This window comes from Govania unica, assembly GCF_027920805.1.
Lineage (GTDB): Bacteria > Pseudomonadota > Alphaproteobacteria > Sphingomonadales > Govanellaceae > Govanella > Govanella unica.
On the sequence record NZ_JANWOI010000003.1, the window covers coordinates 546106 to 570056 of the forward strand.

The following is a 23951-nucleotide window of genomic DNA, read 5'->3' on the forward strand; positions in this document are numbered from 1 at the left end:
GAGCTTTCGGCCCGTCAAGCCTCAAGCGCTTTCGCCAGCCTGAGGAAACCGGCCACGTCGATTTCCTCGGCGCGGGCGGTTTCTGGCAGTCCGGCGGCGGCCAGCAAGGGCAGCGGATCACGGCCAAGGGATTTGAGGCTCGCCCGCAGCATCTTGCGCCGCTGGCCGAAAGCTGCCGCTGTCACCCGTTCAAGCGACCGGATCGAGGGGCCGTCGGCGGGCCAGTCTTTCGGCACCAGATGGACGACGGAGGACGTGATCTTGGGCGGCGGCACAAAGGCCGTGCGCGGCACGTCGAACAGGATCTTCGCGGTCGCCCGGGCCTGCGCCAGCACGCTCAGCCGTCCATATTCCTTGGATCGCGGCTCGGCGACGATGCGTTCGGCCACTTCGCGCTGAAACATCAGCGTCAAGGACTGGAACCAGGACGGCCAGGGCTCCGCCGTCAGCCATTTGACCAATAGCGCGGTGCCGACATTATAGGGCAGGTTGGCCACCACCTTGACGGCCGTCTTCCCGGCCATCAGCTCCCGTTCATTCATCGCGAGCGCGTCGCCCTCGATCACCGTCAGGCGGCCGGGGTAGGCTGCGGCAATGTCACTTTGTGCGGCCACGGCGCGGCGATCGAGTTCGACCGCGATCACATGGGCGGCGCCTTCCATCAACAGCCCACGCGTAAGCCCGCCCGGTCCGGGGCCGACTTCATAGACGGTGACGTCCGCCAGATCCCCCGCACCGCGCGCAATGCGCCGCGTCAGATTGAGATCGAGCAGGAAGTTCTGCCCCAGGCTTTTGCGCGCGTCGAGGCCATGGCGGGCAATCACCTCACGCAACGGCGGCAGAGTATCTTCAGTCATCAAAATCCTCGGGCGTTTGCCATGTCATCGGCCATGCGCATGGCGGCGATCAGGCTTAGGGCGCTGGCGATACCCTGGCCCGCGAGATCAAGCGCGGTGCCGTGGTCCGGCGATGTGCGGATGATCGGCAGCCCGAGCGTGACATTGACGCCATGGTCGAAATCAATGGTTTTCAAAGGGATCAGCGCCTGATCATGATAGCCACACAAGGCCACGTCATAACGCGCCCGGGCCTTGGCATGGAACATGGCATCGGCCGACAGGGGGCCGATGACCGTTATGCCCTCGGCCTGCAAGCGGGCGATCGCCGGAGCCAGAATGGTCTGTTCCTCCCGCCCGATGCGCCCATCCTCGCCCGCATGGGGGTTGAGCCCGGCGATGGCGAGACGCGGTTCGGCGATGGCGAAATCACGTTTGAGCGCCGCCGCCACAATGCGTCCGACCGCCACCACATGATCGGCGGTCAAGGTTTTGGCCACGTCAGACAACGGAATATGCACCGTAAGCGGCACCACTTTCAGCTCGGGCACCGCCAGCATCATGACCGGCAACGGCTCGATGCCCTGGTCAGCACAAAGGGCGGCGAGGAATTCCGTATGGCCCGGATGCTTGAACCCGGCGTCATAAAGTGCGGATTTCTGAATGGGATTGGTCACAACGGCGGCGGCTAGACCAGCCTTCACATGCTGAACCGCCATCTCGATGGAGGCGATCACAGCGCGTCCCGTGGCCGGTGATGGCTTGCCGGACGTGACCGCAACATAGCCGAGATCAAGGGCGATCACGGGGAGGGCGCGGTCAAAGACAGAGGCCGCCTGATCCGGCGTCGCGATCACCTCGATCGGGCAAGGGAGACCGAGCGTCACCGCAAGTTCCCTCAGCAAGGCGGGTGGCGCGATCACATAAAATGGCCGCGCAGTCTTTGGGCGATCCCGCTCAAGCCAGGCTTTAAGCACAAGCTCCGGCCCGATTCCCGCAGGTTCGCCCATGGTGACAGCCAGAGGTCTTTTCATAGCAACCACCTCACATCACCCGAGCCTCCCGCGTAAGCGCGCGGGAGGCCGCAAAGCTTAACCGCGGATGTCGATAATAGCGTCGCGGCGCAGATCGCGCAGATAGCGACGCGACATCAGCGACAGCCGCTGCTGGCTCATGGATTCGGAAACCTGCTCGTTGCTCGGCATCTTGCTTTCAGGCATGACGCGCTCGCAGACAAACAGCACCCGGAATCCTTCGGGCGTATCGACGGGCGCACTATGCTTGCCCACCTCGACTTTTTCGACCGCTGACTGAACCATCGGCGGCAGATCGCCCAAGCGGACGGTGCCGACCTTATTGATATCCTGCGCGCCAATCTTGGCGGCAGTGGTCAGATCCGCGCAGGATTTGACGCCAGCCAGCGCCTTGGTGATGCGGGCTGAGGCGCTTTCGGCGGTCTCACCGGGATGTTTATTATAGATCGCCTGTTGCAGCGTCAGTCGTTCGTCGCTTGCATCCGGCGTCAGCACCTTGCGGCGCTCTTTCAGCTGAACAACGTAAAAGCCGTTCGCGGTGCGGATCGGCGCCGAGATTTCGTTCGGACGCATCGTGAGGATGGCCTGATCGACTTCGGGCGCAAGCTGACCCTGCTGGACCCAGCCGAGATCACCACCGACAGCCGCCGTCGGCGCTTCGGAGAACTGGCGGGCCATCACATTGAACGGCACGCCCTGTTTCAGCTGCCCCTCGATACGTTCGGCGGTGATGCGGGCTTCCTCTTCCTTGGCCGGGGTATCGACCAGAAGGAAGATTTCCGAGACCTGATATTCGCTCTGTCCGACCGTCTGCTTCATGCGGTCGATCTGGGCCTGAACATCTTCTTCGCTGACTTCGATCTGCTGACGGAAGCGGCCGCGCACCAGGCGGTTCCAGGCAAGCTCAGCCTTGAGCTGCTGTTTCAGCGCATCGATGCTCGCTCCGGATTTCGCCAGATAGTCGGCGAACTGAGCTTGGTTCATATTATATTGCTGGGCGATCGCAGCGACGGTTTCGTTGGCTTCTTCTTCCGAGATCACAAGGTCGTAATGCTTTGCTTCCTGCAGCTCAAGCCGTTCATCAATAAGGTTCTGCAACGCCTGACGGCGTAGCATCATTTTTTGTTCAGGCGAGATCTGGGCGCTGACCGAAGCCAGCAGCAGGTTGACGCGCTGATCCACGTCATAGGCCGAAACCACCTGGTCATTGACCACGGCTTCGATCTTCTGGACGTTGGGATTGCGTGCTTGCGCCATGGCGCCGGGGGCGATGGTCATCAAGCCGCCGATCACAAGAAAGAGGCGGGCCATGGTCTTCACCTGACCTCGGTCAAGGCTTGGACGCATGTCACGCGGGCGGACCACACTGCGGTAACTCACTGTCACGTCTCTACTCTCTCTCAAAAGCTTTCTGTCCGCATCATATGCGTTTTCCGGCTGGCGACTATAGCCCATTCCGCAGGCTCAACCCAAGTTCTTGAGTGCGATCTTGAGCAGAATGGTGGTTTCAGGTCGAATATCGCGGTCGGTGGTATTGCTTCTATCGTAAAATACGCCAAAACGCAGGCATTCATCTTCGTATATGATTCCGGCCCGTCCGGAAATATTGGTGTTGTTCGCAAGATTGTGGACGATGTTTCCCGACAGGCTCCAATATTGGGCGAAATTATAGATCGCCCCCCCCCGGAGTTCCTCCCGCTTGACGAGCGGAATCTGGGTGTTGAAGTCATCGGCCCCGAGCGGCATATCGAGATATCCAAGGGTGACCTTGAACTTTTTCGGCCCGATGATGGCGTCGACCTCATTGCGGCGGAGCGCAAAGCTTTGGCCGTGCAGGCGCAGGCGATAGATCAGGTTCACATAATCGCCGTAGGACACCTCGGCCCGGCCGACGACATCGGACCAATGCCCACCAAGACCGCTGCTGGCTGGTATCTTGCTGTCATCATAGAATCTGTAGCTTTGCCCGATCAGGAACCGGGCTGACAGCTTGTTGCTTTCGATGCCATAGCGCAGGCCATAGTCAAAGCGCGATCCGGTTTCCCAGCGATCAAGCCCCATGAAGCGATTCGAGTCGAACAGATTGGTATCGTCGAACCCGATCAGGCGGCTGTCTTCGTTCGGGATCGCCAACGGGTTGCCGGCATTGAGCGAGCCGACAAAGGCCACGATCGGTTCAAGGGTCTGGCGGGTGCTGCGGCCTTCCTTGACCATGGGCAGACGCCATTCAAGGCGCAGCTGGGGCAGCACGCGGCCTATGGTGCCGTCCTGCCCGGAATAGGCGGAGCCAGTCGGTCTGTTCGAATCCGAAACATTATAGATGTCGCCGCGAATGCTGGCGCCAAGGGTATAGACCGAGCCCGATTCACCCACATAAGGCAATTCCCAGCTGCCGCCGGTGGAAATGCGCCGGGTGTCCATGCCATCGAGCCGGGTCACAACCAGACCATTGGCGTCAAAGCGATAGATGCCGCCCATCTGACCGGGCTTGCTGACGTAATGATATTCCGCCATGGGCAGGGCATAGGGCGACAGGCCGGGGATATCCTCGACCCGCAGGCCCTGAAAGGCCAGCGCGCTCAGGGCGCCATAGCTACGCTCGCCAAAGCGTTCGACCGCCACTTCGCTTCGAATGGTGTCGGTATCGGAAATTTTATAGCGGCGCAGATAGGTGTCATCGCTGGCCCAGCCGACGTCATAGCGCCAGCTCCAGGTTCCGCCCAAAGGCTCGTTCAGGCTGTCGAGATCAAACTGGCCGTTTGAAAAGATATGGCCGCGAAAGGTCTTGCGCCCGGTTTTGAGACCGAAATCATCCAGCTGGTCCGGATGAGTGATGCTGCCCGAAGCGGCGAATTTTCCAAATCCGACATTCTGACGATATTCGCCAGCCAGGACCGGTCCTTCCGCCGAGGTCATCCAGGGCGTAACTGTCGCGTCCTTGTCGTCACTGATCCTGAGATAGATGGGCAGCTTGATCGTATAGCCGAGCTGGCTCGAATGCACGAGATCGGGGATAAGCAGCCCGCTGGCCGAATGGACGCTCGGGTCCGGCTGCGACAGATAGGGCGTCCACATGATCGGCACGCCGAAGGCATTCAAGGTGGCGTCACGATAGGTCACGCGCTTGCGCTCCTGATCGTGGGTGACGCTGACCGCCCGCATGGACCACACCGGGGTGACCTTTTCACCCTTGGCATTGCACACGGCGCAGGGGCTGTAGATGGCATGATGCATCTCGGTGCGGGTGCCGTTCTGAAGCTCTCCATGGCGGGCAGCAAAGCGTGAGTCGTCTTTGAGGATAAGCCCGATGTTCTCGACCATGCCGGCGGTGAAATCATCATTGATGACAAGATGTTCGGCGGTCAGGATATTGCCGTCTTTATCGCGCGCCCAGATATGTCCCTCGACCCGCACGGTGCCTTCGGTCAGATCATAAATGACCCGGTCGGCATGGATGACGCGATCCTCGCGCTTGAGAAAGACATTGCCCTCGGCGACAGCGACGTTGGTGTTTTCATCGAAGGTCAGCTGATCGGCAGCGAAATCGATTGGAACTTTTTCGCCGAGCGTGTCATTGACGGCCCCGGAATCCCCGGTTTCGGCGGGTGGCACGGATTGCGCAGCCGCCAAGCTCGACGCGAGAGACAGCGTCGAAACGGAGGCAAGCCAGGAAATGATGATGAGTTTACCCTTCATGGCCTTGCTTTTTATCGGCAAACAGGGGGCTTGCCTAATCCTTTTTTAGGCAGGGCCGACTGTGACGATGATTGACCGACATGATGCAAACTGCAATAAATCGCTGGAATGCGGCCCGTTTCGCAAGACAGCCAGGGCCACAATGCGGATTTACGCATAGTACCGGCTTTACCCCGAGGAGACAAACCGATGAAATTCGTCTTTGGCAAACCGTCTGTTCCGGCAAGCGGCGCTCTGGTCCTTTTCGTGACCACCGGCAACAAGCTGCTGGCGACCGGGGAAAAGATCGATGCAACCTCCGGCGGGGCCATCACCCGGGCGCTCAAATCCTCGGCGTTCAAGGCCAAACGCGGCCAGATGCTGGAATTGTTCGGTCTGCCCAAGGTGGTGGCAAGCCGCATCCTGCTGGTCGGTCTCGGCCGCACGGCGGAACTGGATGCTCTCGCAGCTGAGGCCGTCGGTGGCGGCATTGTCGCCAAGCTCCTGACATCGGGCGAAAAATCCGTGCATGTGGCAGCCGATGAAGTGCCCGGCCTCAAGCTCCCGACCGAAGACTTCGCGGCGCGTCTCGCTTATGGCATCAAGCTCAGGTCCTATCGCTTCGACCGCTATCGCACCAAGGAGCCGGTGGAGAAAAAGCCATCGGTCGTCAAGGTGAGCGTCGGCAGCCCCGTGGCGACCAAGGCGCAAAAGGCCTTCGATCGCTTGGACCTCGTGGCCGATGCGGTGTTCAATGTCCGCGATCTGGTGTCCGAGCCGGGCAACGTGATCTATCCGGAAAGCTACGCCAAGGAGATCAAGAAGCTCGAAAAGCTCGGGCTCAAGGTCGAGATTCTCGGCGAACGCGAGATGGCCAAGCTCGGCATGGGCGCGCTCTTGGGCGTCGGGCAGGGCAGTGCGCAGGAATCGAAGCTCGTGGTCATTCACTGGAACGGCCTCCGCGCCAAGACCCAGCCGGTGGCCTTTGTCGGCAAGGGTGTCACGTTCGACACCGGCGGCATCTCGATCAAACCGGCCCAGGGCATGGAGGACATGAAGTTCGACATGGGCGGCTCGGCCACCGTAGTCGGCGTCATGCAGGTGCTGGCCGCACGCAAGGCCAAGGTGAATGCGGTCGGCGTCGTCGGTCTGGTGGAAAACATGCCGTCACATAATGCGCAGCGTCCGGGCGACGTGGTGCAATCCATGTCCGGCCAGACCATCGAGGTGATCAATACCGACGCCGAAGGCCGTCTCGTGCTGGCCGACGCCATCTGGTACACCCAGAATCGCTTCAAGCCGAAATTCATGATTGATCTTGCAACCTTGACCGGGGCCATCATCATTGCCCTCGGCCATGAGTTCGCGGGGATCTTCTCGAACAATGATGAACTTGCGAAACAGATCGACGCCGCTGGTAAAGTCGAAGGCGAACTGGTCTGGCGCTTCCCGCTCTCCAAGGCCTTCGACCGTCAGATCGATTCCAAGATCGCCGACATGAAAAACATGGGCAACGCCCGCGAGGCTGGCAGCATCACCGCCGCCCAGTTCATCCAGCGCTTTGTCAATGACGTGCCCTGGTGCCATATGGATATCGCGGGCATGGCCTGGGCCAGCAAGGACCGGGATATCTGCCCGGCCGGCGCGACCGGCTATGGCGTGCGCCTTCTCGATCGTCTGATCGCGGATAATTACGAGGAAAAATAAGACCGTCATGACCGACGTCAGCTTTTATCATTTGATGCGGCAGCCCTTGTCCGAAGCGCTGCCGCGTCTGCTTGAAAAAGCGCTGGAGCGGGGGATGCGGGCTGTGGTGCTCGCGTCGCCCGACCGGCTGGAAAGCCTCGACGCCGCGCTCTGGACTTATGAAGACGCAAGTTTCCTCCCTCACGGCACCCGCAAAACCGGCCACGCCGATCTCCAGCCGGTCTATCTGACCGATCAGGAGGAAAACCCCAACAGCGCAACCCTGCTCGTGGTCGTTGACGGCCAGACCCCTGAATTCCTCGGCAGCTTCGACCGTTGCCTGGACATGTTCGACGGCGCCAACGACCCCTCAGTCCAATCCGCCCGCGAGCGCTGGAAACTCTACAAAGCAGCTGGCCACAACCTGACCTACTGGCAACAACGCCAGGACGGCGGCTGGGACAAAAAAGCCTGACATCGTTGCCACGTGTGCGCAGGCGGAGAGATGGATTGCCGGGTCAAGCCCGGCAATGACTACTAATATGGGTCCCAATTGTCATTGCGAGGCGTAGCCGAAGCAATCCAGAGTGCCGCCGAAAGAGCTGGATTGCTTCGGCTACGCCTCGCAATGACGGATAAACTTAATGCCCACCGACCCCACAAAAATTGTCATTGCCGGGCTTGACCCGGCAATCCATTTCTCCGCATGAATAACCATCTCCCGCTCACCCCAGGAGCCCCCGCCATGCAGCAACAGATTTCCGTCATCACCCTCGGAACCCGCGACCTCGCCCGTTCCCGCCGGTTCTATGTCGAGGGCTTCGGCTGGTCCCCGGTGTTTGAGAACGAGGACATCATCTTCTATCAGATGAACGGCCTGATGCTCGGCACCTTCCGCAAAGCCGCGTTGGAGCAGGATATGAACTGTCCGGATCTTCAGACGCCCGGCGCTTTCTCCCTCGCCCATAACGTGGCGGAGCGCGGGCAGGTGGAGACCGTCATCGACAAACTCGCGGCCTCCGGCGGGCGTATTTTAAGGCCCGCCGACGCCCCGCCCCATGGCGGGTTCCGCGGCTATGTGGCCGACCCCGATGGCCATGCCTGGGAAATCGCGTGGAACCCGGCCTGGGCCATTGACGACCAGGGCCGGGTCACCTTCGGTCTATAAAATTCAAGCCTTCAGGCGCAATTTGGAGATGAAGTCCATCTTGCCAAGCGGCACGCCCTTTGAACGCAGGATGTCATAGGCCGTGGTGGCGTGAAAATAGAAATTGGGCAGCGAGAAGGACAGCAGAAATCCTTCCGCTGTAAACAGCCGGTCCGTGCCCCGTGCCCTGAAAGTAACATCCGCCCCTGCGCGACCATTGATCTCCTCGGGCGTGATCGCCTGCAATTTGGCACCGGTGTCGGTGATCAGCGCCTGCAGACCGGCATAATCGTGGGCCGGGCGTTCAGCCGGTGGGATCATCAAGCCGCTTTGGATGGCCTCGACCGCGCCAAGCGAATGGAAGGCCACCGACTGGATCTGAAAGCGCAAGGGAAACATATCGGGGAAAATCCGGGCCTCGACCATCTCTTCCGGATCAATGCCATGGTCCCGGCAATAGGTCAGGCCCTTGTCGAGGAAGCCGCTGACGGCTTGAACGGTTTGCAGATAAGATGCGACGCTTGCGTCATAAAGTGAAATCGTCATGAGAAACTCTTTTCTATGATTTAAACCGGCGGTCGACGGCAGCCCCTCAGGGTCAACGGACAGTATGTCCGCCCCAGTTTACCTTGGCCATAAATTCCAGTACCTTCGGGCGCAATAATCCATTGGAGTGAAGTGTTTGAGTTTGCAAGACAAGGATCTGCTGGCCGAATTGCGTCTTAATCCCGACACGCGGGAGTCTGCGCCGACCGACAAGCGTCGTTTGTGGATCAGCGGCGGTGCGGCGGCTGTCATGGCCCTGATCGTACTGGGCTACGTGGTCTTTGGCGGCTCGACCGTCGCCGTCGACGCCGCCACGGCCGAGGACTTCGCCGCCGTAGCCGACAAGACCGCCGTTCTCGAAGCCGCGGGCTATGTGACCGCCCGACGTGAGGCCACGGTGTCGGCCAAGATCACCGGCCGTCTCCGTCAGGTGATGATCGAGGAGGGCGACCACGTCAAGGAAGGCGAGGTCCTGGCCAAGCTTGATGACACCAATGAAAAGGCCGCGCTCGCCCTGACGCAGGCGCAGCTCGCTGCGGCGAAGTCTCAGGTCAGCTCAGGCGTGGCCCAGCTGGCGCAGGCGGAACGCGATCTCAACCGTCAGGCCGAGCTGAACGAGCGTGGCTTCGTGTCGACGCAGGGCCTTGAAAACGCCCGCACGCTGCTCGCGACGCAGAAATCGCAATTGCAGACCCTGCGCGAACAGGTCCGCGTGGCCGAAGCGCAGGTGGACGTGGCCCGGGTCACCTATGACAACACCATCATCCGCGCGCCGTTCTCCGGCGTGATCTCGGCCAAGGCGGCGCAGCCCGGTGAAATCGTGTCGCCCATGTCGGCGGGTGGCGGCTTCACCCGCACCGGGATCGGCACCATCGTTGACATGGACTCGCTTGAAATCGAAGTTGATGTGAACGAGGCTTATATCAACCGCGTCGAACCCGGCCAGCCAGTGGAAGCCGTGCTTGATGCCTACCCGGACTGGAAGATCCCGGCCGCCGTCATCGCCATCATCCCCACCGCCGATCGCAGCAAGGCCACGGTCAAGACGCGCATCGCCATCAAGGCCAAGGACCCGCGTATCGTGCCGGACATGGGCGTGCGCGTGACGTTCTATGAAGCAGGCGGCCCGGCCGAATCCAAGGCCAAAGCGCCACAGGGCGTGCTCATTCCGGGCACGGCCATTCTGCAACGCGACGGCAAGTCCCAGGTCTTCGTGATCGACCATGAAAAAGCCCGCGCCCGCATCGTGACGGCGGGGCAGGCTTACGGTGACCTGCGTCTGGTTGTATCGGGTTTGAAATCCGGCGAACGCGTGGTCCGCGCCCCATCCCCCGAGCTCACCGACGGCACGAGCGTGGTGGTCAAGGACGCGAAGTAATGGCCTCCTATTATCCCAGCGTTGTGTGTCATCCCCGCGTTTTTTTGTCATCCCCGCGAAAGCGGGGATCCAGCCTTACTCGCGGCCCCTGGATTCCCGCGTTCGCGGGAATGACAGAAAGGTGAAGATAAAATTCATGACCGCCTTCAGTAAAACCCGCCTCCCTTGTCATCCCCGCGAAAGCGGGGATCCAGCCTTACTCACGGCATCTGGATTCTCACGTTCGCGGGAATGACAGGAAGTTGAGGATAAATACATGACCGCACTCGTCGAAATCCGCAACGTCGCCAAGATCTATGAACGCGGCAAGCAAAAGGTCGAGGTCCTGCATCACGTGGATCTCGACATTCCCGAGGGCGAGTTTCTCGCGCTCATGGGGCCGTCGGGGTCGGGCAAAACCACGCTCCTCAACATGATCGCCGGCATCGATACCCCGACCGAGGGCAGCATCACCATTGCCGGTCAGCGCACCGACAAAATGGACGAAACCGCGCTTGCGCGCTGGCGGGCCGGGAACGTCGGTTTTATTTTCCAGTTCTATAATCTGCTGCCCACCTTGTCGGCGCAAAAGAATGTGGAGCTGCCGCTGCTCCTGACCAATCTCTCCGGTCCGGAGCGGGCGCGGCGGGCCAGCATTGCGCTTCAGCTTGTCGGCCTGTCAGACCGCGCGCATCATAAACCCAATGAACTGTCCGGCGGCCAGCAACAACGGGTGGCCATCGCCCGCGCCATTGTCTCGGACCCGATGATCCTGGTCTGCGACGAACCGACCGGCGATCTGGACCGTCAATCGGCCGAGGATGTGCTTGGTCTGTTGCAGATCCTGAACCGTCAGTACAACAAGACCATCGTCATGGTCACCCATGATCCGAAAGCGGCCGACTATGCCCGCAGCACGCTGCATCTCGACAAGGGCACGCTGGTTGAACAAATCGCCGGGGCAGATATTCCCTCATGAAATATCTGATGCTCATCTGGGCTGGGCTTACGCGTAAACGGACGCGGCTCGCACTGACGTTGTTGTCGGTGATGGCGGCTTTTGCGCTGTTTGGGTTTCTCGACGCGGTGCGGGTGGCGTTCAACGCCACCGACCGCGTGGTCGGCATTGACCGCCTGATCGTGGCCTCGCGGCTGTCGCTGATCCAGCCCTTGCCGGCGAGCTACCTGAACCGCATCCGCAGCACCCCCGGCGTGGCCGGCGTGGCGAGCGGCAACTGGTTCGGCGGCATCTATCAGGACCCGAAGAATTTCTTCCCCAATATCGCCATCAGCGGCCAGAGCTATCTCGATATCTATCCCGAAATTCTGCTGACGCCCGAGGAACGGCTGGCCTTCACCAGCACCCGCACCGGCGCCATCGTCGGGGAGACGCTGGCCAAGCGCTTCGGCTGGAAAGTCGGCGACAAGATTCCTTTGCAGGCGACGATTTTCCCTAACAAATCCACCGGCAACACCTGGACCTTCGATCTCGTAGGCATTTTCCATACGCCGTCGGCGGAACTCCGCGACATCGAACAGAATTTCTTCTTCCGCTATGATTATTTCGACGAGGGCCGCAGCACCCTGCCGGGCACCGTCGGCTGGTATATCGTCAAGGTCAGCGACCCCAAACGTTCGGAAGAGGTGGCCCAGGCCATCGACCGTATGTTCCGCAATTCGTCCGATGAAACCAAGACGCAAAGCGAACGCGAATTTCAATTGTCCTTCGCCAAGCAGATCGGCGACATCGGCCTGATCGTCAGCGCCATCATGGGGGCGGTGTTCTTCACCCTGGTGATCCTGACCGGCAACACCATGTCGCAAAGCTTCCGCGAACGCATTCCGGAATTCGCCGTTTTGAAAACCCTCGGCTTCACCAACAGGCAGGTGCTGTGGCTGGTGCTGGCCGAAGCTGTTTTGTTGATGCTGCTCGGTGGCATCGGCGGGCTTCTTTTGGCGCGCGCTGCCTTGCCGTTGCTGGCAGCGGCGACCGGCGGTCAGATGGTGCTGCCGATCACCATGCGCACGGTCTGGACCGGGTTCATGCTGATGATCGCCATCGGTATCATGATCGGCGTGCCACCTGCTTTGCGCGCCATGCGGCTTAAAATTGTCGATGCCTTGGCCGGGAGATGATGTGACATGAACTGGCAGCGCATCGCAATCTTCGCCCTGACGTTTCTCGGATTGATACTCTGGGTCACGATGCCCTTGGTTATTCTGGTGGCCGGGGCAGGGTTCTGCGTCTGGCTCGCCACCACGCAGAACGGGCGGCAGACGGTGGCCCTGACCCGGATCGGCCTGTCCACCCTGCCGGAGCGGCTCGGCGCCACCATGGTCATCATCGTCGGCATTGCCGGGGTGGTTGGGGTGCTCATCGCGCTTCTCGCCATGGCCGAAGGATTTCAGGCCACCCTGCGGCAGGCGGGCGAAGATGACGTCGCTATCGTCATGCGCAAGGGCGCCAATGCGGAATTGTCCTCAAGCATCGATCGCTCGACCGTGAATGTGGTGCGGCAGGCCGCAGGCGTGCTTCATGATGCCGATGATCTGCCCATCGCCTCCGCCGAAGTGGTGGTGGTCAGCAATATCCCGAAACGCACGACCGGCTCAGACGCCAATGTGGAGCTGCGCGGCGTCGGCCCCGAAGTCTGGAAATTGCGCCCGAACGCCCGCATCACGGCGGGCCGCGCCTTCAAGCCGGGCCTGCGGGAACTGGTGGTGGGGCAGGGCGCGCTCGGCCAGTTCAGCGGGCTCGATATCGGCTCAAACCTTCTGTTGAACAATCAGCTCTGGACGGTGGTCGGCAGTTTCACCACCGGCGACGCCCATGAATCGGAACTCTGGGGCGATGTGGAATCCGTGGCCGCCGCCTATCGCCGCACGTCCTTTCAGGCGGTCTCCCTGCGCCTCACCGGGCCCGAGGCCTTTGCCGGTCTGAAGGAGCGTCTCGAAAGCGATCCGCGCATCAAGGTCGATGTCATGACTACGCGGGATTACTACAGCAAACAGTCCCAACAGATGACCAAGATCATCCGCGCCATCGGCATCGGCGTTGCCATCATCATGGCCATCGGGGCCATGTTCGGCGCGCTCAACACCATGTATGCGGCGGTGGCGGCGCGTGCGCGCGAGATCGCCATGATGCGGGCCCTTGGTTTTCAGAATCTGCCGGTGGTGCTGTCGGCTTTGCTCGAAGCCATGCTGCTTGCGTTGCTCGGCGGCGCGCTCGGCGCGCTCATCGCCTATGTGATCTTTAACAATTACAGCGTCTCGACTCTCGGCGGCAATTTCACCCAGGTGGTGTTCCAGTTCCGCGTCACCGGCGGTCTCATGTTCGGCGGCCTGCAATGGGCGCTGGCCATCGGCTTTCTCGGCGGCCTGTTCCCCGCCCTCCGTGCCGCGACCGTGCCGGTGACGGTGGCGCTCCGGGAACTCTGACCCTCCATGCGGCTTCATGCTTCGAGACGGGCTTGCGCCCTCCTCAGCACGAACGGGTAAGGCTATATCCGTTCGTGCTGAGGAGGCTCGGAGAGCCGTCTCGAAGCATGAAGCCGCACCAAAAAAATGGCCGGGAAATCCCGGCCATTTTATCTCAGTCACGATCAGATCGCTCAACGGCGGCGGCGCAGCGCCCCAAGCCCGAGAAGCGCGGTGCCAAGCAGCACGAGCGAAGCCGGTTCCGGCACGTCGTTATCCGCGGTGATGCGGAACGCATAATTGATATATGTGCCCCCCCTGGCATTGTCATATACATAAGCTGAGGCTGCATTGCTCAGATCGCCTTGATGCGAAGCGTAATTAAAGATGCCATCGTAATACAGGTCGCCCGGCAGTTTGCTTGTGTAATCCTGAGCGAGCTTATGGCCGTCAGTAACGCCAATGATGCTGTACCAGGCCAGATGGTCGATCGCGAGAACATCGTTGCCCACCGTCGAAATCGCATAATCCGAGGCATTGCCGCCAAAGAGATACGCGGCAGCTTCCTGACCCGTATAGGCGACAGGGAAAGTTGGCCAACCCGGCCCCTGATCAACCTGCCAGCTGCCAACAAAAATAACACCGGCGGCAACAGTGGTTTGAATGGCACTGACGGTCAGCGCCACCAGAGCGCCGAGGATCGTTTTCTTTTTCATACGTAAACACCCGAGGACTGAGTAAACTATACCCCCTCAAAGCAAAATACGCGCCATTTCCTATGTCATTGGAAAGGCGCGTATTTTATATTTAGTATCTGATGAATTGTCAGATAATCCGACAATTTCGGCTAGTCCACCGCCTGTTCGAGGGCGTTCTGGGCGGACATCCATTCCTCTTCGGCCTCGGCAGCTTGTTCCCCGCTCTCCGGGAATTCTGATCCTCTGTGCGACCATAAAAAATGGCCGGGAAATCCCGGCCATCTCATCAGTCACCTTCAGATCGCTCAGCCACGGCGACGGCGGCGCATAGCCCCAAGCCCGAGAAGCGCGGTGCCAAGCAGCATCAGCGATGCCGGTTCCGGCACGTCACTGTCATCATTGGTGCTGTCATCATTTGTGATGCGGAAGGCATAATTCGTGTACATGCTCCCCATGGCATTGTCATACACATAAGCTGAGGCTGCATCTCTCAGGTAACCAGCGTTATCGTAATACAGGCCGCCCGGCAGCTTGTTCACATAGTCCTCGGCAAGTTTCTGTCCATTCTCCACGGCAATGAGGCTGTACCAGGCCATATGGTCGATGGCGAGAACATCGCTGCCCATCGTCGAAATCGCATAATCCGAGGCATCACCGCCAAAGAGATACGCCGCCGCTTCCTGGCCCGTATAGGCGAAAGGGTGATCTTTCCAATATGGCCCCTGATCGACCTGCCAGCTACCGACAAAAATAACACCAGCGGCGACGGTGGTTTGAATTGCGCTAACGGTCAGGGCCAGGATGGCACCGACAAAGGTTGCTTTCTTCATTTTCTGGAGGCCCCACGGACTGAATGAACTACAGTCCCCAAAGCAAAATACGCGCCATTTCCTATGTCACTGGAAAGGCGCGTATTTTATATTTAGTGTCTGATGGAGTGTCAGATAATCCGACAGTTTCGGCTATTCGGCCGCCTGTTCGAGGGCGTTCTGGGCGGACATCCATTCCTCTTCGGCCTCGGCGATCTGGCGCAGAAGCTCGGCCTCGCGGCGCTGCAACTGGCCCAGCCGGTTGTTGGCCGCATTGTCGCCGGTATAAAGCGTCTGATCGCTCAGCTTCTTATCGAGAGCGATCTTATCCTTTTGTAGCTTGGCAAGGCGGGCTTCGGCGTTCTGGCTGGCTTTTTCTTCCTTGTCGCGACGTGCATTGCCGCCGGATTTCTGCCCCGCGCCCGGCTTTACCCGGCCAAGCACCAGATCTTCGTAATCATCCAGATCGCCGTCGAACACTTTAACCGCGCCGTCCTTCACCAGCCACACCTGATCGGCGCAGGCTTCAAGCAGATGGCGGTCATGGCTGATCAGCAGCACGGCGCCTTCATATTCGGTGATGGCGCGAATAAGCGAATCGCGGCTGTCGATATCAAGATGGTTGGTCGGTTCGTCCAAAATCAGGATGGCCGGGGCGTTGAAGCCGATGATGGCGAACAGCAGCCGGGCCTTTTCACCGCCGGACAGGGTCGCGACCTTGTTGTTGGCCCGGTCCGCGCTGAACCCGACCGCGCCAAGCTTGGCCCGGACTTCAGGTTCCTTGGCGTTCGGCATAAGGTCGGCCATATGCTGAAACGGCGTCTCGTCCGGGCGCAGCTCATCCAGCTGATGCTGGGCGAAATAGCCCACCGTCATCTTGGGAAAGCTGGTCATTTTCCCCTGCATCATGGGAAGCCGCCCGGCGATCATCTTGGCAAAGGTCGATTTCCCGTTGCCGTTCGAGCCCACAAGCGCGATGCGATCATCCGGATCGATCCGGAGATTGAGGCTTTTCAGAATCGGATTGTCGTCGCTATAGCCGACCGCGCCACTTTCCACGGCGATCAGCGGCGGCGACAGCTTGGGTGGTGCCGAGAATTTGATCGGCCGCACGTCAGCTTCCATGGTGAGCGCAATCGGCGGCATCTTGGCCAGAGCCTTGATACGGCTTTGTGCCTGTTTGGCCTTGGCGGCGGAGGCGCGGAAGCGATCGACAAAGGACTGCATATGCTTGCGCGCAGCATCGACCTTGCGCGATTCGGACTCAAGCCGCTGACGATTGGCGGTCAGCCGCTCGACAAAGCTTTGATAGTTGCCGGTATAAAGCGTGAGCTTGCCCTGATCGAGATGCAGAATCGCGCCCATGCAGCGATCCAGCAGATCGCGGTCATGGCTGATCACCACCACCGTATGACGATAGTCCTTGAGGAAGCTTTCAAGCCACAACACCCCTTCAAGATCGAGATAGTTGGTCGGTTCGTCGAGCAGCATGAAATCCGGTTCGGAGAACAACAGGCTGGCCAAAGCCACGCGCATGCGCCAACCGCCCGAAAAGCTCGAACAGGGGCGGCGCTGGGCCTCGGTATCGAACCCGAGACCGGACAGGATCCCGGCCGCCTTGGCTTCGGCGCTATAGCCATCAAGGGCGGCGATGCGCATATGCACCTCGGACAGCCGCTCGCCGTCCGTCACCGTCTCGGCTTCGTGCAGCAGCTCGGCAAGTTCACGATGACCGGCGATCACGGTTTGCAGCAGGGTCACATCGCTGCCCGGCGCTTCCTGAGCGACGGTGCCGACGCGCATGCGGCTCGGATAGTCGATGGACCCGGCCTCAGCCTCAAGATCCCCGAGAATCATCTTGAACAGAGTCGTCTTGCCAGCGCCATTGCGGCCGAACAGGCCGACTTTGGCACCCATGGGAATACTGGCCGAGGCGTTGTCGATCAACAGGCGCCCGCCAATGCGATAAGTCAGATTTGATATATTCAACATGGGGCGGGTCTATAGCACGGGATTGCGCATTAGGCCAGAAGCCTATATAACGCCCGCCAAATCCTTTAATCACTTCTTCATGAGGAACGACCCCATGGCCCTTGAACGGACCTTCTCGATCGTAAAGCCCGACGCCACCCGCCGCAACCTGACCGGCGCCGTCAACGCCAAGCTCGAAGCCGCTGGCCTGCGCATCATCGCCCAGAAGCGCATCCAGCTGACCCAGGCTCAGGCTGAGGCTTTCTACGGCGTGCATGCTGCCCGTCCGTTCTTCAACGACCTCGTCTCCTTCATGATCTCGGGCCCGGTTGTGGTCCAGGTCCTCGAAGGCGAAAACGCCGTTCTGAAGAACCGCGACGTCATGGGCGCAACCAACCCGAAAGATGCAGCCGAAGGCACCATCCGCAAGGAATTCGCCGAAAGCATCGAAGCCAATTCGGTTCACGGCTCAGATTCGGCCGAAAACGCTGCCAACGAAATCAAATTCTTCTTCAGCGACATCGAAATCGTCAGCTGATTGCCCTGACATAAAAAGAAAAAGGCCGCCTTGTAGGGCGGCCTTTTTTATTCCGTCATTGCGAGGCGCAGCCGAAGCAATCCAGAATCTTGGGCGTGAAGTCTGGATTGCTTCGGCTGCGCCTCGCAATGACGAGGTCCATTCACCCACGCCCTGCCATCCTTCCCCATCCCCCATTTGTCTGTCATACGCGGACTTGACCCGCGTATCCATGGTGCCGTCACTCACCCGTCTGCAAGATGGATACCCGGGTCAAGCCCGGGTATGACAGCTTTGTTAGTTTGTCATGCCCGGGCTTGACCCGGGCATCCATGCCTCAACCCACAGCCACCCCAAAAAAGAAAAAAGCCGCCAACCTGGCAGCTTTCCCCAACCGTCAGCGGCGTGGCGATCCAGACCTTCCCCGTTTCACCCACCAACCGGCGGGTTCACCAATGTCCGCCCATCCTCGCCCATAGCCGAAATCACCACCACATCTCCCTCAACTCGAACCCGTGAAAGGGCAATCAGCCGAAGCGCTTCCGGATAGATCTTATGTTCCTGCTCCAGCACCCGCCCCCCAAGGCTGTCAGCATCATCCCCCGCCAGCACCGGCACCGCAGCCTGAATGATGATCGGGCCATCATCCATCTCGGGACGCACAAAATGCACCGTGCAGCCGGTGATCCGCACCCCCGATGCAATGGTCCGTTCATGGGTATGCAGCCCCTTGAACGACGGCAGTAGCGATGGATGAATATTGATCATGCGCTCGGTCCAGCCATGGACGAACCCGGATGTCAGAATCCGCATAAATCCGGCAAGGCAGATCAGCTCGATCTCATGACTGCGCAGCGTTGCATCCAATGCAGCTTCAAACGCTTCCCGCGTATCATAGCTTTTGTGATCAACCACAGCCGTGGCGATCCCCGCCAGCCGCGCCCGTTCAAGCCCATAGGCGTCGGCTTTGTTCGAAACCACAACGGCAATGCGGGCCGGGAAGGCTGGATCGGCACAGGCGTCAATGAGCGCCTGCAAATTCGATCCGCGCCCTGAAATCAGCACCCCGACGGAAAGACGTTTGCCGCTCATCCCTTGCCGCCGTGGCTTTTGGCTTCCCACGGGCTGAACGCGCCCCAAACTCCGGCTTCGCCACGCACCAGGGTGCCCGGCTGCGCGTCGCCATGAAGGCTCGGATCATGGGCGGCCAGCACCCCGATGCGGGTCACGGTTTCGCCCGCGGCTTCAAGCGCTGCGATGGTGGCGTCGGCATCTTCCGCCGCGACCACGGCCACCATGCCGATGCCGCAATTGAAGGTGCGGGTCATTTCTTGCGGCTCGATACCGCCCACATCCATCAGCCAGTGGAACACCGGCGGCAGGCTCCAGGCCCCGGCGTCAATCTCGGCACTGAGGGTTTTCGGCAGCACGCGCGGCATATTTTCCACCAGACCGCCGCCCGTAATATGGGCCAGCGCCTTGATGCGTCCGCTGCGGATTTCCGGCAGCAGGCTTTTCACATAAATGCGCGTCGGCGTCAGCAAGGCCTCGCCCAGCGTCTGATGAGCGTCAAAGGGGCAGGGCGCCGCATAGTCAAAGCCCTTATCGGCCACAAGCCGCCGCACCAGCGAATAGCCGTTCGAATGCACCCCGCTCGACGCGATGCCCAACAGCACGTCGCCCGCCGCCAGCGTATCCAGCGGAATCTGCCGCCCGCGCTCGACCGCCCCGACCGAGAACCCGGCCAGATCATAGTCGCCATCCTTATACATGCCCGGCATCTCGGCGGTTTCCCCGCCGATAAGCGCCGATCCCGACTGGCGGCAGCCTTCAGCAATGCCCGACACGATAGCCGCCCCGGCCTCGACCGACAGCTTGCCGGTGGCGAAATAATCAAGGAAAAACAAGGGCTCAGCCCCCTGAACCACCAGATCATTGACGCACATGGCGACAAGATCAATGCCCACCGTGTCATGCTTCCCGGCGTCGATGGCGACCTTTAACTTGGTGCCCACGCCGTCCGTTGCAGCCACCAGAATCGGGTCCGTGAAGCCCGCGGCCTTCAGATCGAATAGCCCGCCGAACCCGCCAAGCTCCACATCGGAACCGGGGCGGCGGGTTGACCGCGCCAGCGGCTTGATGGCATCCACAAGGCGCGCACCGGCATCAATGTCGACGCCTGCGTCCTTGTAGGTGTATGAAGTCTTGTCAGTCATGAGATCCTCACGCGGGGAATTAAGCGGGAATAAACATCTTGTGGCCAAAGCCGTTGATTGGCGCGCCACCATAATGCATTACTCTGTATTTGAGAAGGTCGGAACAGAGCTCCCGGCAGCCGAGATGGAGACCCGCGGAATGGCTTATATACAGCGGCTTTTACTGGCCCTCGCACTGTTGTGCGGCATGGTTCCGGCGGTTCACGCTGCCGATGTCTATACAGTCGAAGCCGTACCCGTGGATGTCACCGCCAAAAGCGCGGCCGAAGCCCGGCCCACCGCCATGGCCACCGGCCAGACCAAGGCGTTCGAGATTCTTATGCGCCGCATGCTGCGCCCCGAAGACGCCGCCCGCGCCAGCGCCAGCGTCACCCCGGCGGTGATCGCAAGCTTCGTGCAGGGTGTCGAGATCGCCAATGAGCGCACATCGTCCGTGCGCTATCTCGCTCATATGACGGTCAAATTCAGCCCGGTCAAAATCCGCGATTTCCTCAAGGGTCGCGCCTATCCCTATTCGGACAGCATGGCGCCGCCGCTTCTGGTGCTGCCGGTGCTGGACCGCGACGGCGCAAAACTCCTGTGGGAGCCGGACAACACCTGGCTGCGCGCCTGGGGGCAGGCGGATATCCGCAATCGTCTGATCCATGTGATCTTGCCACGCGGCGGGGCCGAGGATCAGGCCCTGCTGTCGTCCTACGACGCAACCAATGCCGAGGCCCCAGCCGTCAAAGCGCTCGCCGCCCGCTATGGCGTGACCGAGGCGCTGCCGGTTCAAGCCATCCTGCGTCCGGCCCAAGGCGGCTATTCGGTCACCGTCTCAGCCCCGGCGCTCGCCTCTGGCGCTCCGGCCTATAGTGGGACATTTGCCGCCGCAACCGATCAGGATCTGCCAAAAACATTCGAAATCGCCGCCGCTGCCGTGGTTGCTCATCTCGACAGCTGGTGGAAGGGCCGCACGCTCATGCGGCTGGACGAGGCGGGCGATGTGACCGCCATGGTGCCGCTGCGTCAGATTTCCGACTGGCCCGAGGTCATGCGGCGGCTCGACCGGGTGACACTGGTGCAGTCCTACATCCTCAAGACCCTGAAGCTCGGGGAGGCGGAGCTGCAACTGCATTACGCGGGCGCGCTCGATCAGCTGAAATCGGTGCTGGCCACAAACGGCCTTGTGCTTCGCGAGGAAGGCGGTAAAAGCCTGCTGATGCTTCAGGAAATGGCGACCGGGACGCCTTGATGACCAGCACGAAGGAACAATTGACGCTCTCTTTGCCCTGCCGCGAGTCTCTCGGCGGCGAGGATTTTCTTATTGCCGCAAGCAATCAGGACGCCGTCGCCTGGATCGACCGCTGGCCCGCCTGGCCCAATAACGTGTTGCTGCTGCATGGTCCGGCCGGCTCCGGCAAAAGCCATCTCGCCGCCGTCTGGCAGGCCGCAAGCGGTGCCGCAAGTCTGCCCGCAAGCGCCCTTGATGACGCCGCCGTGGCCCGGGCCCGTGAACATCCGCGCCTCGTGCTCGAAGACGCCGACCGCCAGCGCACGCGCGAGTTCGAAACCGCGCTGTTTCATCTCATCAATTCCATCCGCGAGACCGGCGGCAGCCTGTTGATCACCTCCCGCAAACCCGCCGGGCGTTGGCGCGCCAAACTGCCCGATCTCGCCTCGCGCCTCCGCGCCTTGCCGCAGACCGGACTCAAGGAACCCGACGAGGCCCTGATGGCCGCTGTCCTCATCAAGCAGTTCTCGGACCGCCAGCTGCGCATCGGCGTCGACCTCGCCGATTATCTGGTGGCTCGCCTCGACCGCTCCTTCGACCGCCTGCGCGACGCCGTCGACAGCCTCGACCGCGCCGCCCTCGCCGAACGCCGCCCCCTGACCATCCCCTTCGCCCGCAAGATCCTGAATTTATGACGCCTTCCGGGCAGGCATGACGGCAAAACCGTCATCGCGAGCCGCGTAAGCGGCGTGGCGATCCAGAACCTTGGGCCTAAGAGCCTGGATTGCTTCGGCTCCGCCTCGCAATGACGGTGAGCGGAGACTAACTCCGCCACGTTCGAACGTTCGTTGCTTTTGTCGTTATTTCGTGTATAGTCGAAATATCGAAACAGAAGGGAATTCGACATGAAGCGGTTGCACCTGCACGTTAGCGTTCCGAGCATTGAACAGGCCGTTGCGTTCTATACCACGTTGTTCAACGCGCCGCCGTCCGTGTTGAAGACGGATTATGCGAAGTGGATGCTAGAAGACCCGCGCGTAAATCTAGCGATTTCATCGCGTGCCCGCGCAACCGGCGTCGATCATGTCGGCGTGCAAGTTGATAGCCCGGACGAACTCGCCGAACTCGCATCGCGCTTGAAGGCGGCTGGAGAAACGACGTTGGATCAAGAAGCGACGACCTGTTGCTATGCGAAGTCAGACAAGTCTTGGGTGACGGACACGGCGGGCGTTCGTTGGGAAACCTTCTACACGCACGGCGATGCAACCGAATACGGCGAAGACGAAGCTTTGCCCGACCCGGCGGTTAGCGCCTGCTGTGCTGCCCCTGCGGCCCCCAGGGCGGCGTGCTGCTGATGCTGCTGCCCGAAGCCGTCGAAGCCCTGTCCGCGCTCGCCCACGGGCACCGCTTGGCCGTTTTTCGCCTGCTAGTCCGGGCGGGGGCGGACGGCGTGCCAGCGGGCGAAATCGCGCGCGAACTTGGCGTGCTGCCCAACACGCTTTCGTCGCATCTAACGATCCTTGGACATGCCGGGTTGATCCAATCGCGGCGCGAAGGTCGATCCGTCATCTATTCCGCCGACTACGACGGTATGCGCGACTTGTTGGGCTTCCTTGTCGCCGATTGCTGCGACGGTCGCCCCGAAATCTGTGCTCCGCTTGCGGAAGTCGCGCAAAGCTGCTTCACGCCGACATGATCCGACGCATCGTTTCAGAATGCGTTGGTACGGCGTTCTTGCTGGCCGTCGTCGTCGGTTCCGGCATCATGGGCGAACGTCTTGCCGCCGGGAACGATGCGATAGCCCTTCTAGGCAATACGATTGCAACGGGCGCGGGGCTTGTCGTGTTGATCCGCATGTTCGGCCCGGTATCCGGCGCGCACTTCAACCCGGCGGTAACGCTGGCGTTCCTGCTACGCCGTGAAATTGACCGGCCAATGGCGACGGCCTACGTCGCGGCGCAGTTTGCTGGGGCTGTTCTTGGCGTTTGGGCAGCGCACGCGATGTTCGCCGAACCGTTGCTTCAAATTTCAACCAAGCTACGGGAAGGCCCGGCGCAAGGTTTCGCCGAATTCGTCGCCACCTTCGGCCTGATAGGAACGATCTTCGGCACGCAACGTTCGCAACCGGAATTCACGCCCGTTGCGGTCGGCCTCTACATTACCGCCGCCTATTGGTTCACCGCTTCAACGTCGTTCGCCAATCCAGCGGTGACACTGGCCCGCAGCCTGTCCGACACATTCGCCGGGATTGCGCCCGCATCTGTCCTGCTATTCATCGGCGGGCAGCTTGTGGGCACGCTGGCAGCGGTTGGCTTTTTCACATGGCTGTTCAACAAGGATTGCCCACAATGACCGACGCATTTCCCATCACGATCTACCACAACCCGGATTGCGGCACGTCGCGCAACGCGCTGGCGATGATCGAAGCCGCCGGATATGCCCCTACCGTCGTTGAATACCGCAAGGTCGGTTGGACGCGCGCGTTGCTAGGCGAACTGCTTGCCGCAATGGGCGCGAAACCGCGCGACGTGTTGCGCGAAAAAGGCACGCCAGCCGCCGAACTTGGCTTGCTGACCGTAGGCGTATCCGACGAATCAATCATCGAAGCGATGTTGGCGCATCCGATCCTTGTGAACCGGCCAATCGTCGTAACGCCGAAGGGGACGAAGCTATGCCGTCCGTCCGAAGTCGTCTTGTCGTTGCTGGATCGCCAGCCCGATCATTTCACCAAAGAAGACGGCGAAATCGTGCGCCCCTAACCGACAATTTCATGTGGGCTTTATATGTGGGTCAAGGGCTATAAATTCTCGTAACAAATTGATTTTA

Annotated in this window: 24 protein-coding genes; 14 read left to right on the forward strand and 10 right to left on the reverse strand. The window is 60.6% G+C overall.

Features of this window, described 5'->3' with window-relative positions:
- Positions 1 to 14: 14 nt before the first annotated feature.
- The 4 genes from rsmA to NYP16_RS10340 all read right to left on the reverse strand — a co-directional run bounded on the left by rsmA (position 15) and on the right by NYP16_RS10340 (position 5566).
- Positions 15 to 857: a 16S rRNA (adenine(1518)-N(6)/adenine(1519)-N(6))-dimethyltransferase RsmA gene (gene rsmA, locus NYP16_RS10325; protein WP_274944057.1), complete on the reverse strand. Its 843-nt coding sequence runs from the start codon at positions 855 to 857 to the stop codon at positions 15 to 17.
- On the reverse strand, positions 857 to 1879 hold the full coding sequence (gene pdxA, locus NYP16_RS10330) for a 4-hydroxythreonine-4-phosphate dehydrogenase PdxA (RefSeq protein WP_346742503.1): 1023 nt from the start codon (positions 1877 to 1879) through the stop codon (positions 857 to 859). The genes rsmA and pdxA overlap by 1 nt, the downstream gene beginning before the upstream one ends.
- A 48-nt stretch (positions 1880 to 1927) precedes the next feature.
- Positions 1928 to 3256, reverse strand: coding sequence for a peptidylprolyl isomerase (locus NYP16_RS10335; protein WP_274944059.1), 1329 nt, complete (start codon positions 3254 to 3256; stop codon positions 1928 to 1930).
- 78 nt (positions 3257 to 3334) lie between these two features.
- A complete protein-coding gene (locus NYP16_RS10340) occupies positions 3335 to 5566 on the reverse strand; it encodes an LPS-assembly protein LptD (protein WP_274944060.1) in 2232 nt (743 codons plus the stop codon).
- Positions 5567 to 5755: 189 nt separating this feature from the next.
- Between NYP16_RS10340 and NYP16_RS10345 the strand changes: the two genes are divergently transcribed.
- The 3 genes from NYP16_RS10345 (at position 5756) to NYP16_RS10355 (ending at position 8399) form a co-directional block, all read left to right on the forward strand.
- On the forward strand, positions 5756 to 7252 hold the full coding sequence (locus tag NYP16_RS10345) for a leucyl aminopeptidase (protein WP_274944061.1): 1497 nt from the start codon (positions 5756 to 5758) through the stop codon (positions 7250 to 7252).
- 7 nt (positions 7253 to 7259) lie between these two features.
- Positions 7260 to 7706, forward strand: coding sequence for a DNA polymerase III subunit chi (locus NYP16_RS10350; protein ID WP_274944062.1), 447 nt, complete (start codon positions 7260 to 7262; stop codon positions 7704 to 7706).
- 270 nt (positions 7707 to 7976) lie between these two features.
- Positions 7977 to 8399, forward strand: a complete 423-nt coding sequence (locus NYP16_RS10355) for a VOC family protein (protein WP_274944063.1) — start codon at positions 7977 to 7979, stop codon at positions 8397 to 8399.
- 3 nt (positions 8400 to 8402) lie between these two features.
- Here NYP16_RS10355 and NYP16_RS10360 read toward each other — a convergent pair whose 3' ends face one another.
- Positions 8403 to 8924, reverse strand: a complete 522-nt coding sequence (locus NYP16_RS10360) for a DUF1993 domain-containing protein (RefSeq protein ID WP_274944064.1) — start codon at positions 8922 to 8924, stop codon at positions 8403 to 8405.
- A gap of 127 nt (positions 8925 to 9051) precedes the next feature.
- On the opposite strand from NYP16_RS10360, the gene NYP16_RS10365 reads away from it, so the two are divergent.
- From NYP16_RS10365 to NYP16_RS10380, 4 genes are all read left to right on the forward strand, one after another.
- Positions 9052 to 10302 carry an efflux RND transporter periplasmic adaptor subunit gene (locus NYP16_RS10365; RefSeq protein WP_346742504.1) on the forward strand — a complete coding sequence of 417 codons (1251 nt, stop codon included), beginning with the start codon at positions 9052 to 9054 and terminating at the stop codon, positions 10300 to 10302.
- Between the two features lie 256 nt (positions 10303 to 10558).
- On the forward strand, positions 10559 to 11260 hold the full coding sequence (locus NYP16_RS10370; RefSeq protein WP_274944066.1) for an ABC transporter ATP-binding protein: 702 nt from the start codon (positions 10559 to 10561) through the stop codon (positions 11258 to 11260).
- Positions 11257 to 12417 carry an ABC transporter permease gene (locus NYP16_RS10375; protein ID WP_346742505.1) on the forward strand — a complete coding sequence of 387 codons (1161 nt, stop codon included), beginning with the start codon at positions 11257 to 11259 and terminating at the stop codon, positions 12415 to 12417. The genes NYP16_RS10370 and NYP16_RS10375 overlap by 4 nt, the downstream gene beginning before the upstream one ends.
- A gap of 6 nt (positions 12418 to 12423) precedes the next feature.
- Positions 12424 to 13722, forward strand: coding sequence for an ABC transporter permease (locus NYP16_RS10380; RefSeq protein WP_274944068.1), 1299 nt, complete (start codon positions 12424 to 12426; stop codon positions 13720 to 13722).
- Between the two features lie 173 nt (positions 13723 to 13895).
- Here NYP16_RS10380 and NYP16_RS10385 read toward each other — a convergent pair whose 3' ends face one another.
- The 3 genes from NYP16_RS10385 to NYP16_RS10395 all read right to left on the reverse strand — a co-directional run bounded on the left by NYP16_RS10385 (position 13896) and on the right by NYP16_RS10395 (position 17200).
- Positions 13896 to 14417: a PEP-CTERM sorting domain-containing protein gene (locus NYP16_RS10385; protein WP_274944069.1), complete on the reverse strand. Its 522-nt coding sequence runs from the start codon at positions 14415 to 14417 to the stop codon at positions 13896 to 13898.
- 287 nt (positions 14418 to 14704) lie between these two features.
- A complete protein-coding gene (locus NYP16_RS10390; RefSeq protein ID WP_274944070.1) occupies positions 14705 to 15229 on the reverse strand; it encodes a PEP-CTERM sorting domain-containing protein in 525 nt (174 codons plus the stop codon).
- A 132-nt stretch (positions 15230 to 15361) separates the two neighbouring features.
- Positions 15362 to 17200: an ABC-F family ATP-binding cassette domain-containing protein gene (locus tag NYP16_RS10395; RefSeq protein ID WP_274944071.1), complete on the reverse strand. Its 1839-nt coding sequence runs from the start codon at positions 17198 to 17200 to the stop codon at positions 15362 to 15364.
- A gap of 94 nt (positions 17201 to 17294) precedes the next feature.
- Between NYP16_RS10395 and ndk the strand changes: the two genes are divergently transcribed.
- On the forward strand, positions 17295 to 17717 hold the full coding sequence (ndk, locus tag NYP16_RS10400) for a nucleoside-diphosphate kinase (RefSeq protein ID WP_274944072.1): 423 nt from the start codon (positions 17295 to 17297) through the stop codon (positions 17715 to 17717).
- 408 nt (positions 17718 to 18125) lie between these two features.
- Here ndk and purN read toward each other — a convergent pair whose 3' ends face one another.
- Together purN and purM are read right to left on the reverse strand one after the other, a co-directional pair.
- Positions 18126 to 18788, reverse strand: a complete 663-nt coding sequence (purN, locus tag NYP16_RS10405) for a phosphoribosylglycinamide formyltransferase (protein ID WP_274944073.1) — start codon at positions 18786 to 18788, stop codon at positions 18126 to 18128.
- Entirely contained in the window at positions 18785 to 19912 is a 1128-nt protein-coding gene (purM, locus tag NYP16_RS10410) for a phosphoribosylformylglycinamidine cyclo-ligase (RefSeq protein WP_274944074.1), read from the reverse strand. Before purM ends, purN begins: the two co-directional genes overlap by 4 nt.
- Positions 19913 to 20051: 139 nt before the next feature.
- Between purM and NYP16_RS10415 the strand changes: the two genes are divergently transcribed.
- The 6 genes from NYP16_RS10415 to arsC all read left to right on the forward strand — a co-directional run bounded on the left by NYP16_RS10415 (position 20052) and on the right by arsC (position 23884).
- Positions 20052 to 21146, forward strand: coding sequence for a DUF2066 domain-containing protein (locus NYP16_RS10415; RefSeq protein ID WP_274944075.1), 1095 nt, complete (start codon positions 20052 to 20054; stop codon positions 21144 to 21146).
- Positions 21146 to 21820, forward strand: a complete 675-nt coding sequence (locus NYP16_RS10420) for an HdaA/DnaA family protein (protein WP_274944076.1) — start codon at positions 21146 to 21148, stop codon at positions 21818 to 21820. The genes NYP16_RS10415 and NYP16_RS10420 overlap by 1 nt, the downstream gene beginning before the upstream one ends.
- A gap of 210 nt (positions 21821 to 22030) precedes the next feature.
- Positions 22031 to 22480, forward strand: coding sequence for an ArsI/CadI family heavy metal resistance metalloenzyme (locus tag NYP16_RS10425; RefSeq protein ID WP_274944077.1), 450 nt, complete (start codon positions 22031 to 22033; stop codon positions 22478 to 22480).
- Positions 22480 to 22821 carry an ArsR/SmtB family transcription factor gene (locus NYP16_RS10430; protein ID WP_274944078.1) on the forward strand — a complete coding sequence of 114 codons (342 nt, stop codon included), beginning with the start codon at positions 22480 to 22482 and terminating at the stop codon, positions 22819 to 22821. Before NYP16_RS10425 ends, NYP16_RS10430 begins: the two co-directional genes overlap by 1 nt.
- Positions 22818 to 23477: an MIP/aquaporin family protein gene (locus NYP16_RS10435; RefSeq protein ID WP_274944079.1), complete on the forward strand. Its 660-nt coding sequence runs from the start codon at positions 22818 to 22820 to the stop codon at positions 23475 to 23477. The genes NYP16_RS10430 and NYP16_RS10435 overlap by 4 nt, the downstream gene beginning before the upstream one ends.
- Positions 23474 to 23884, forward strand: coding sequence for an arsenate reductase (glutaredoxin) (arsC, locus tag NYP16_RS10440; protein WP_274944080.1), 411 nt, complete (start codon positions 23474 to 23476; stop codon positions 23882 to 23884). The genes NYP16_RS10435 and arsC overlap by 4 nt, the downstream gene beginning before the upstream one ends.
- Positions 23885 to 23951: the final 67 nt, after the last annotated feature.

Coding starts and splice junctions, on each gene's coding strand:
- NYP16_RS10375 (WP_346742505.1), top strand. CDS start 11,257: ATGAAATATCTGATGCTCATCTGGGCTGGGCTTACGCGTAAACGGACG.
- NYP16_RS10430 (WP_274944078.1), top strand. CDS start 22,480: ATGCTGCTGCCCGAAGCCGTCGAAGCCCTGTCCGCGCTCGCCCACGGG.
- NYP16_RS10390 (WP_274944070.1), bottom strand. CDS start 15,229: ATGAAGAAAGCAACCTTTGTCGGTGCCATCCTGGCCCTGACCGTTAGC.
- NYP16_RS10360 (WP_274944064.1), bottom strand. CDS start 8,924: ATGACGATTTCACTTTATGACGCAAGCGTCGCATCTTATCTGCAAACC.
- purN (WP_274944073.1), bottom strand. CDS start 18,788: ATGAGCGGCAAACGTCTTTCCGTCGGGGTGCTGATTTCAGGGCGCGGA.
- NYP16_RS10420 (WP_274944076.1), top strand. CDS start 21,146: ATGACCAGCACGAAGGAACAATTGACGCTCTCTTTGCCCTGCCGCGAG.
- purM (WP_274944074.1), bottom strand. CDS start 19,912: ATGACTGACAAGACTTCATACACCTACAAGGACGCAGGCGTCGACATT.
- NYP16_RS10385 (WP_274944069.1), bottom strand. CDS start 14,417: ATGAAAAAGAAAACGATCCTCGGCGCTCTGGTGGCGCTGACCGTCAGT.
- NYP16_RS10370 (WP_274944066.1), top strand. CDS start 10,559: ATGACCGCACTCGTCGAAATCCGCAACGTCGCCAAGATCTATGAACGC.
- NYP16_RS10395 (WP_274944071.1), bottom strand. CDS start 17,200: ATGTTGAATATATCAAATCTGACTTATCGCATTGGCGGGCGCCTGTTG.
- NYP16_RS10380 (WP_274944068.1), top strand. CDS start 12,424: ATGAACTGGCAGCGCATCGCAATCTTCGCCCTGACGTTTCTCGGATTG.
- arsC (WP_274944080.1), top strand. CDS start 23,474: ATGACCGACGCATTTCCCATCACGATCTACCACAACCCGGATTGCGGC.
- NYP16_RS10355 (WP_274944063.1), top strand. CDS start 7,977: ATGCAGCAACAGATTTCCGTCATCACCCTCGGAACCCGCGACCTCGCC.
- NYP16_RS10435 (WP_274944079.1), top strand. CDS start 22,818: ATGATCCGACGCATCGTTTCAGAATGCGTTGGTACGGCGTTCTTGCTG.
- rsmA (WP_274944057.1), bottom strand. CDS start 857: ATGACTGAAGATACTCTGCCGCCGTTGCGTGAGGTGATTGCCCGCCAT.
- NYP16_RS10415 (WP_274944075.1), top strand. CDS start 20,052: ATGGCTTATATACAGCGGCTTTTACTGGCCCTCGCACTGTTGTGCGGC.
- NYP16_RS10340 (WP_274944060.1), bottom strand. CDS start 5,566: ATGAAGGGTAAACTCATCATCATTTCCTGGCTTGCCTCCGTTTCGACG.
- NYP16_RS10425 (WP_274944077.1), top strand. CDS start 22,031: ATGAAGCGGTTGCACCTGCACGTTAGCGTTCCGAGCATTGAACAGGCC.
- NYP16_RS10350 (WP_274944062.1), top strand. CDS start 7,260: ATGACCGACGTCAGCTTTTATCATTTGATGCGGCAGCCCTTGTCCGAA.
- ndk (WP_274944072.1), top strand. CDS start 17,295: ATGGCCCTTGAACGGACCTTCTCGATCGTAAAGCCCGACGCCACCCGC.
- NYP16_RS10345 (WP_274944061.1), top strand. CDS start 5,756: ATGAAATTCGTCTTTGGCAAACCGTCTGTTCCGGCAAGCGGCGCTCTG.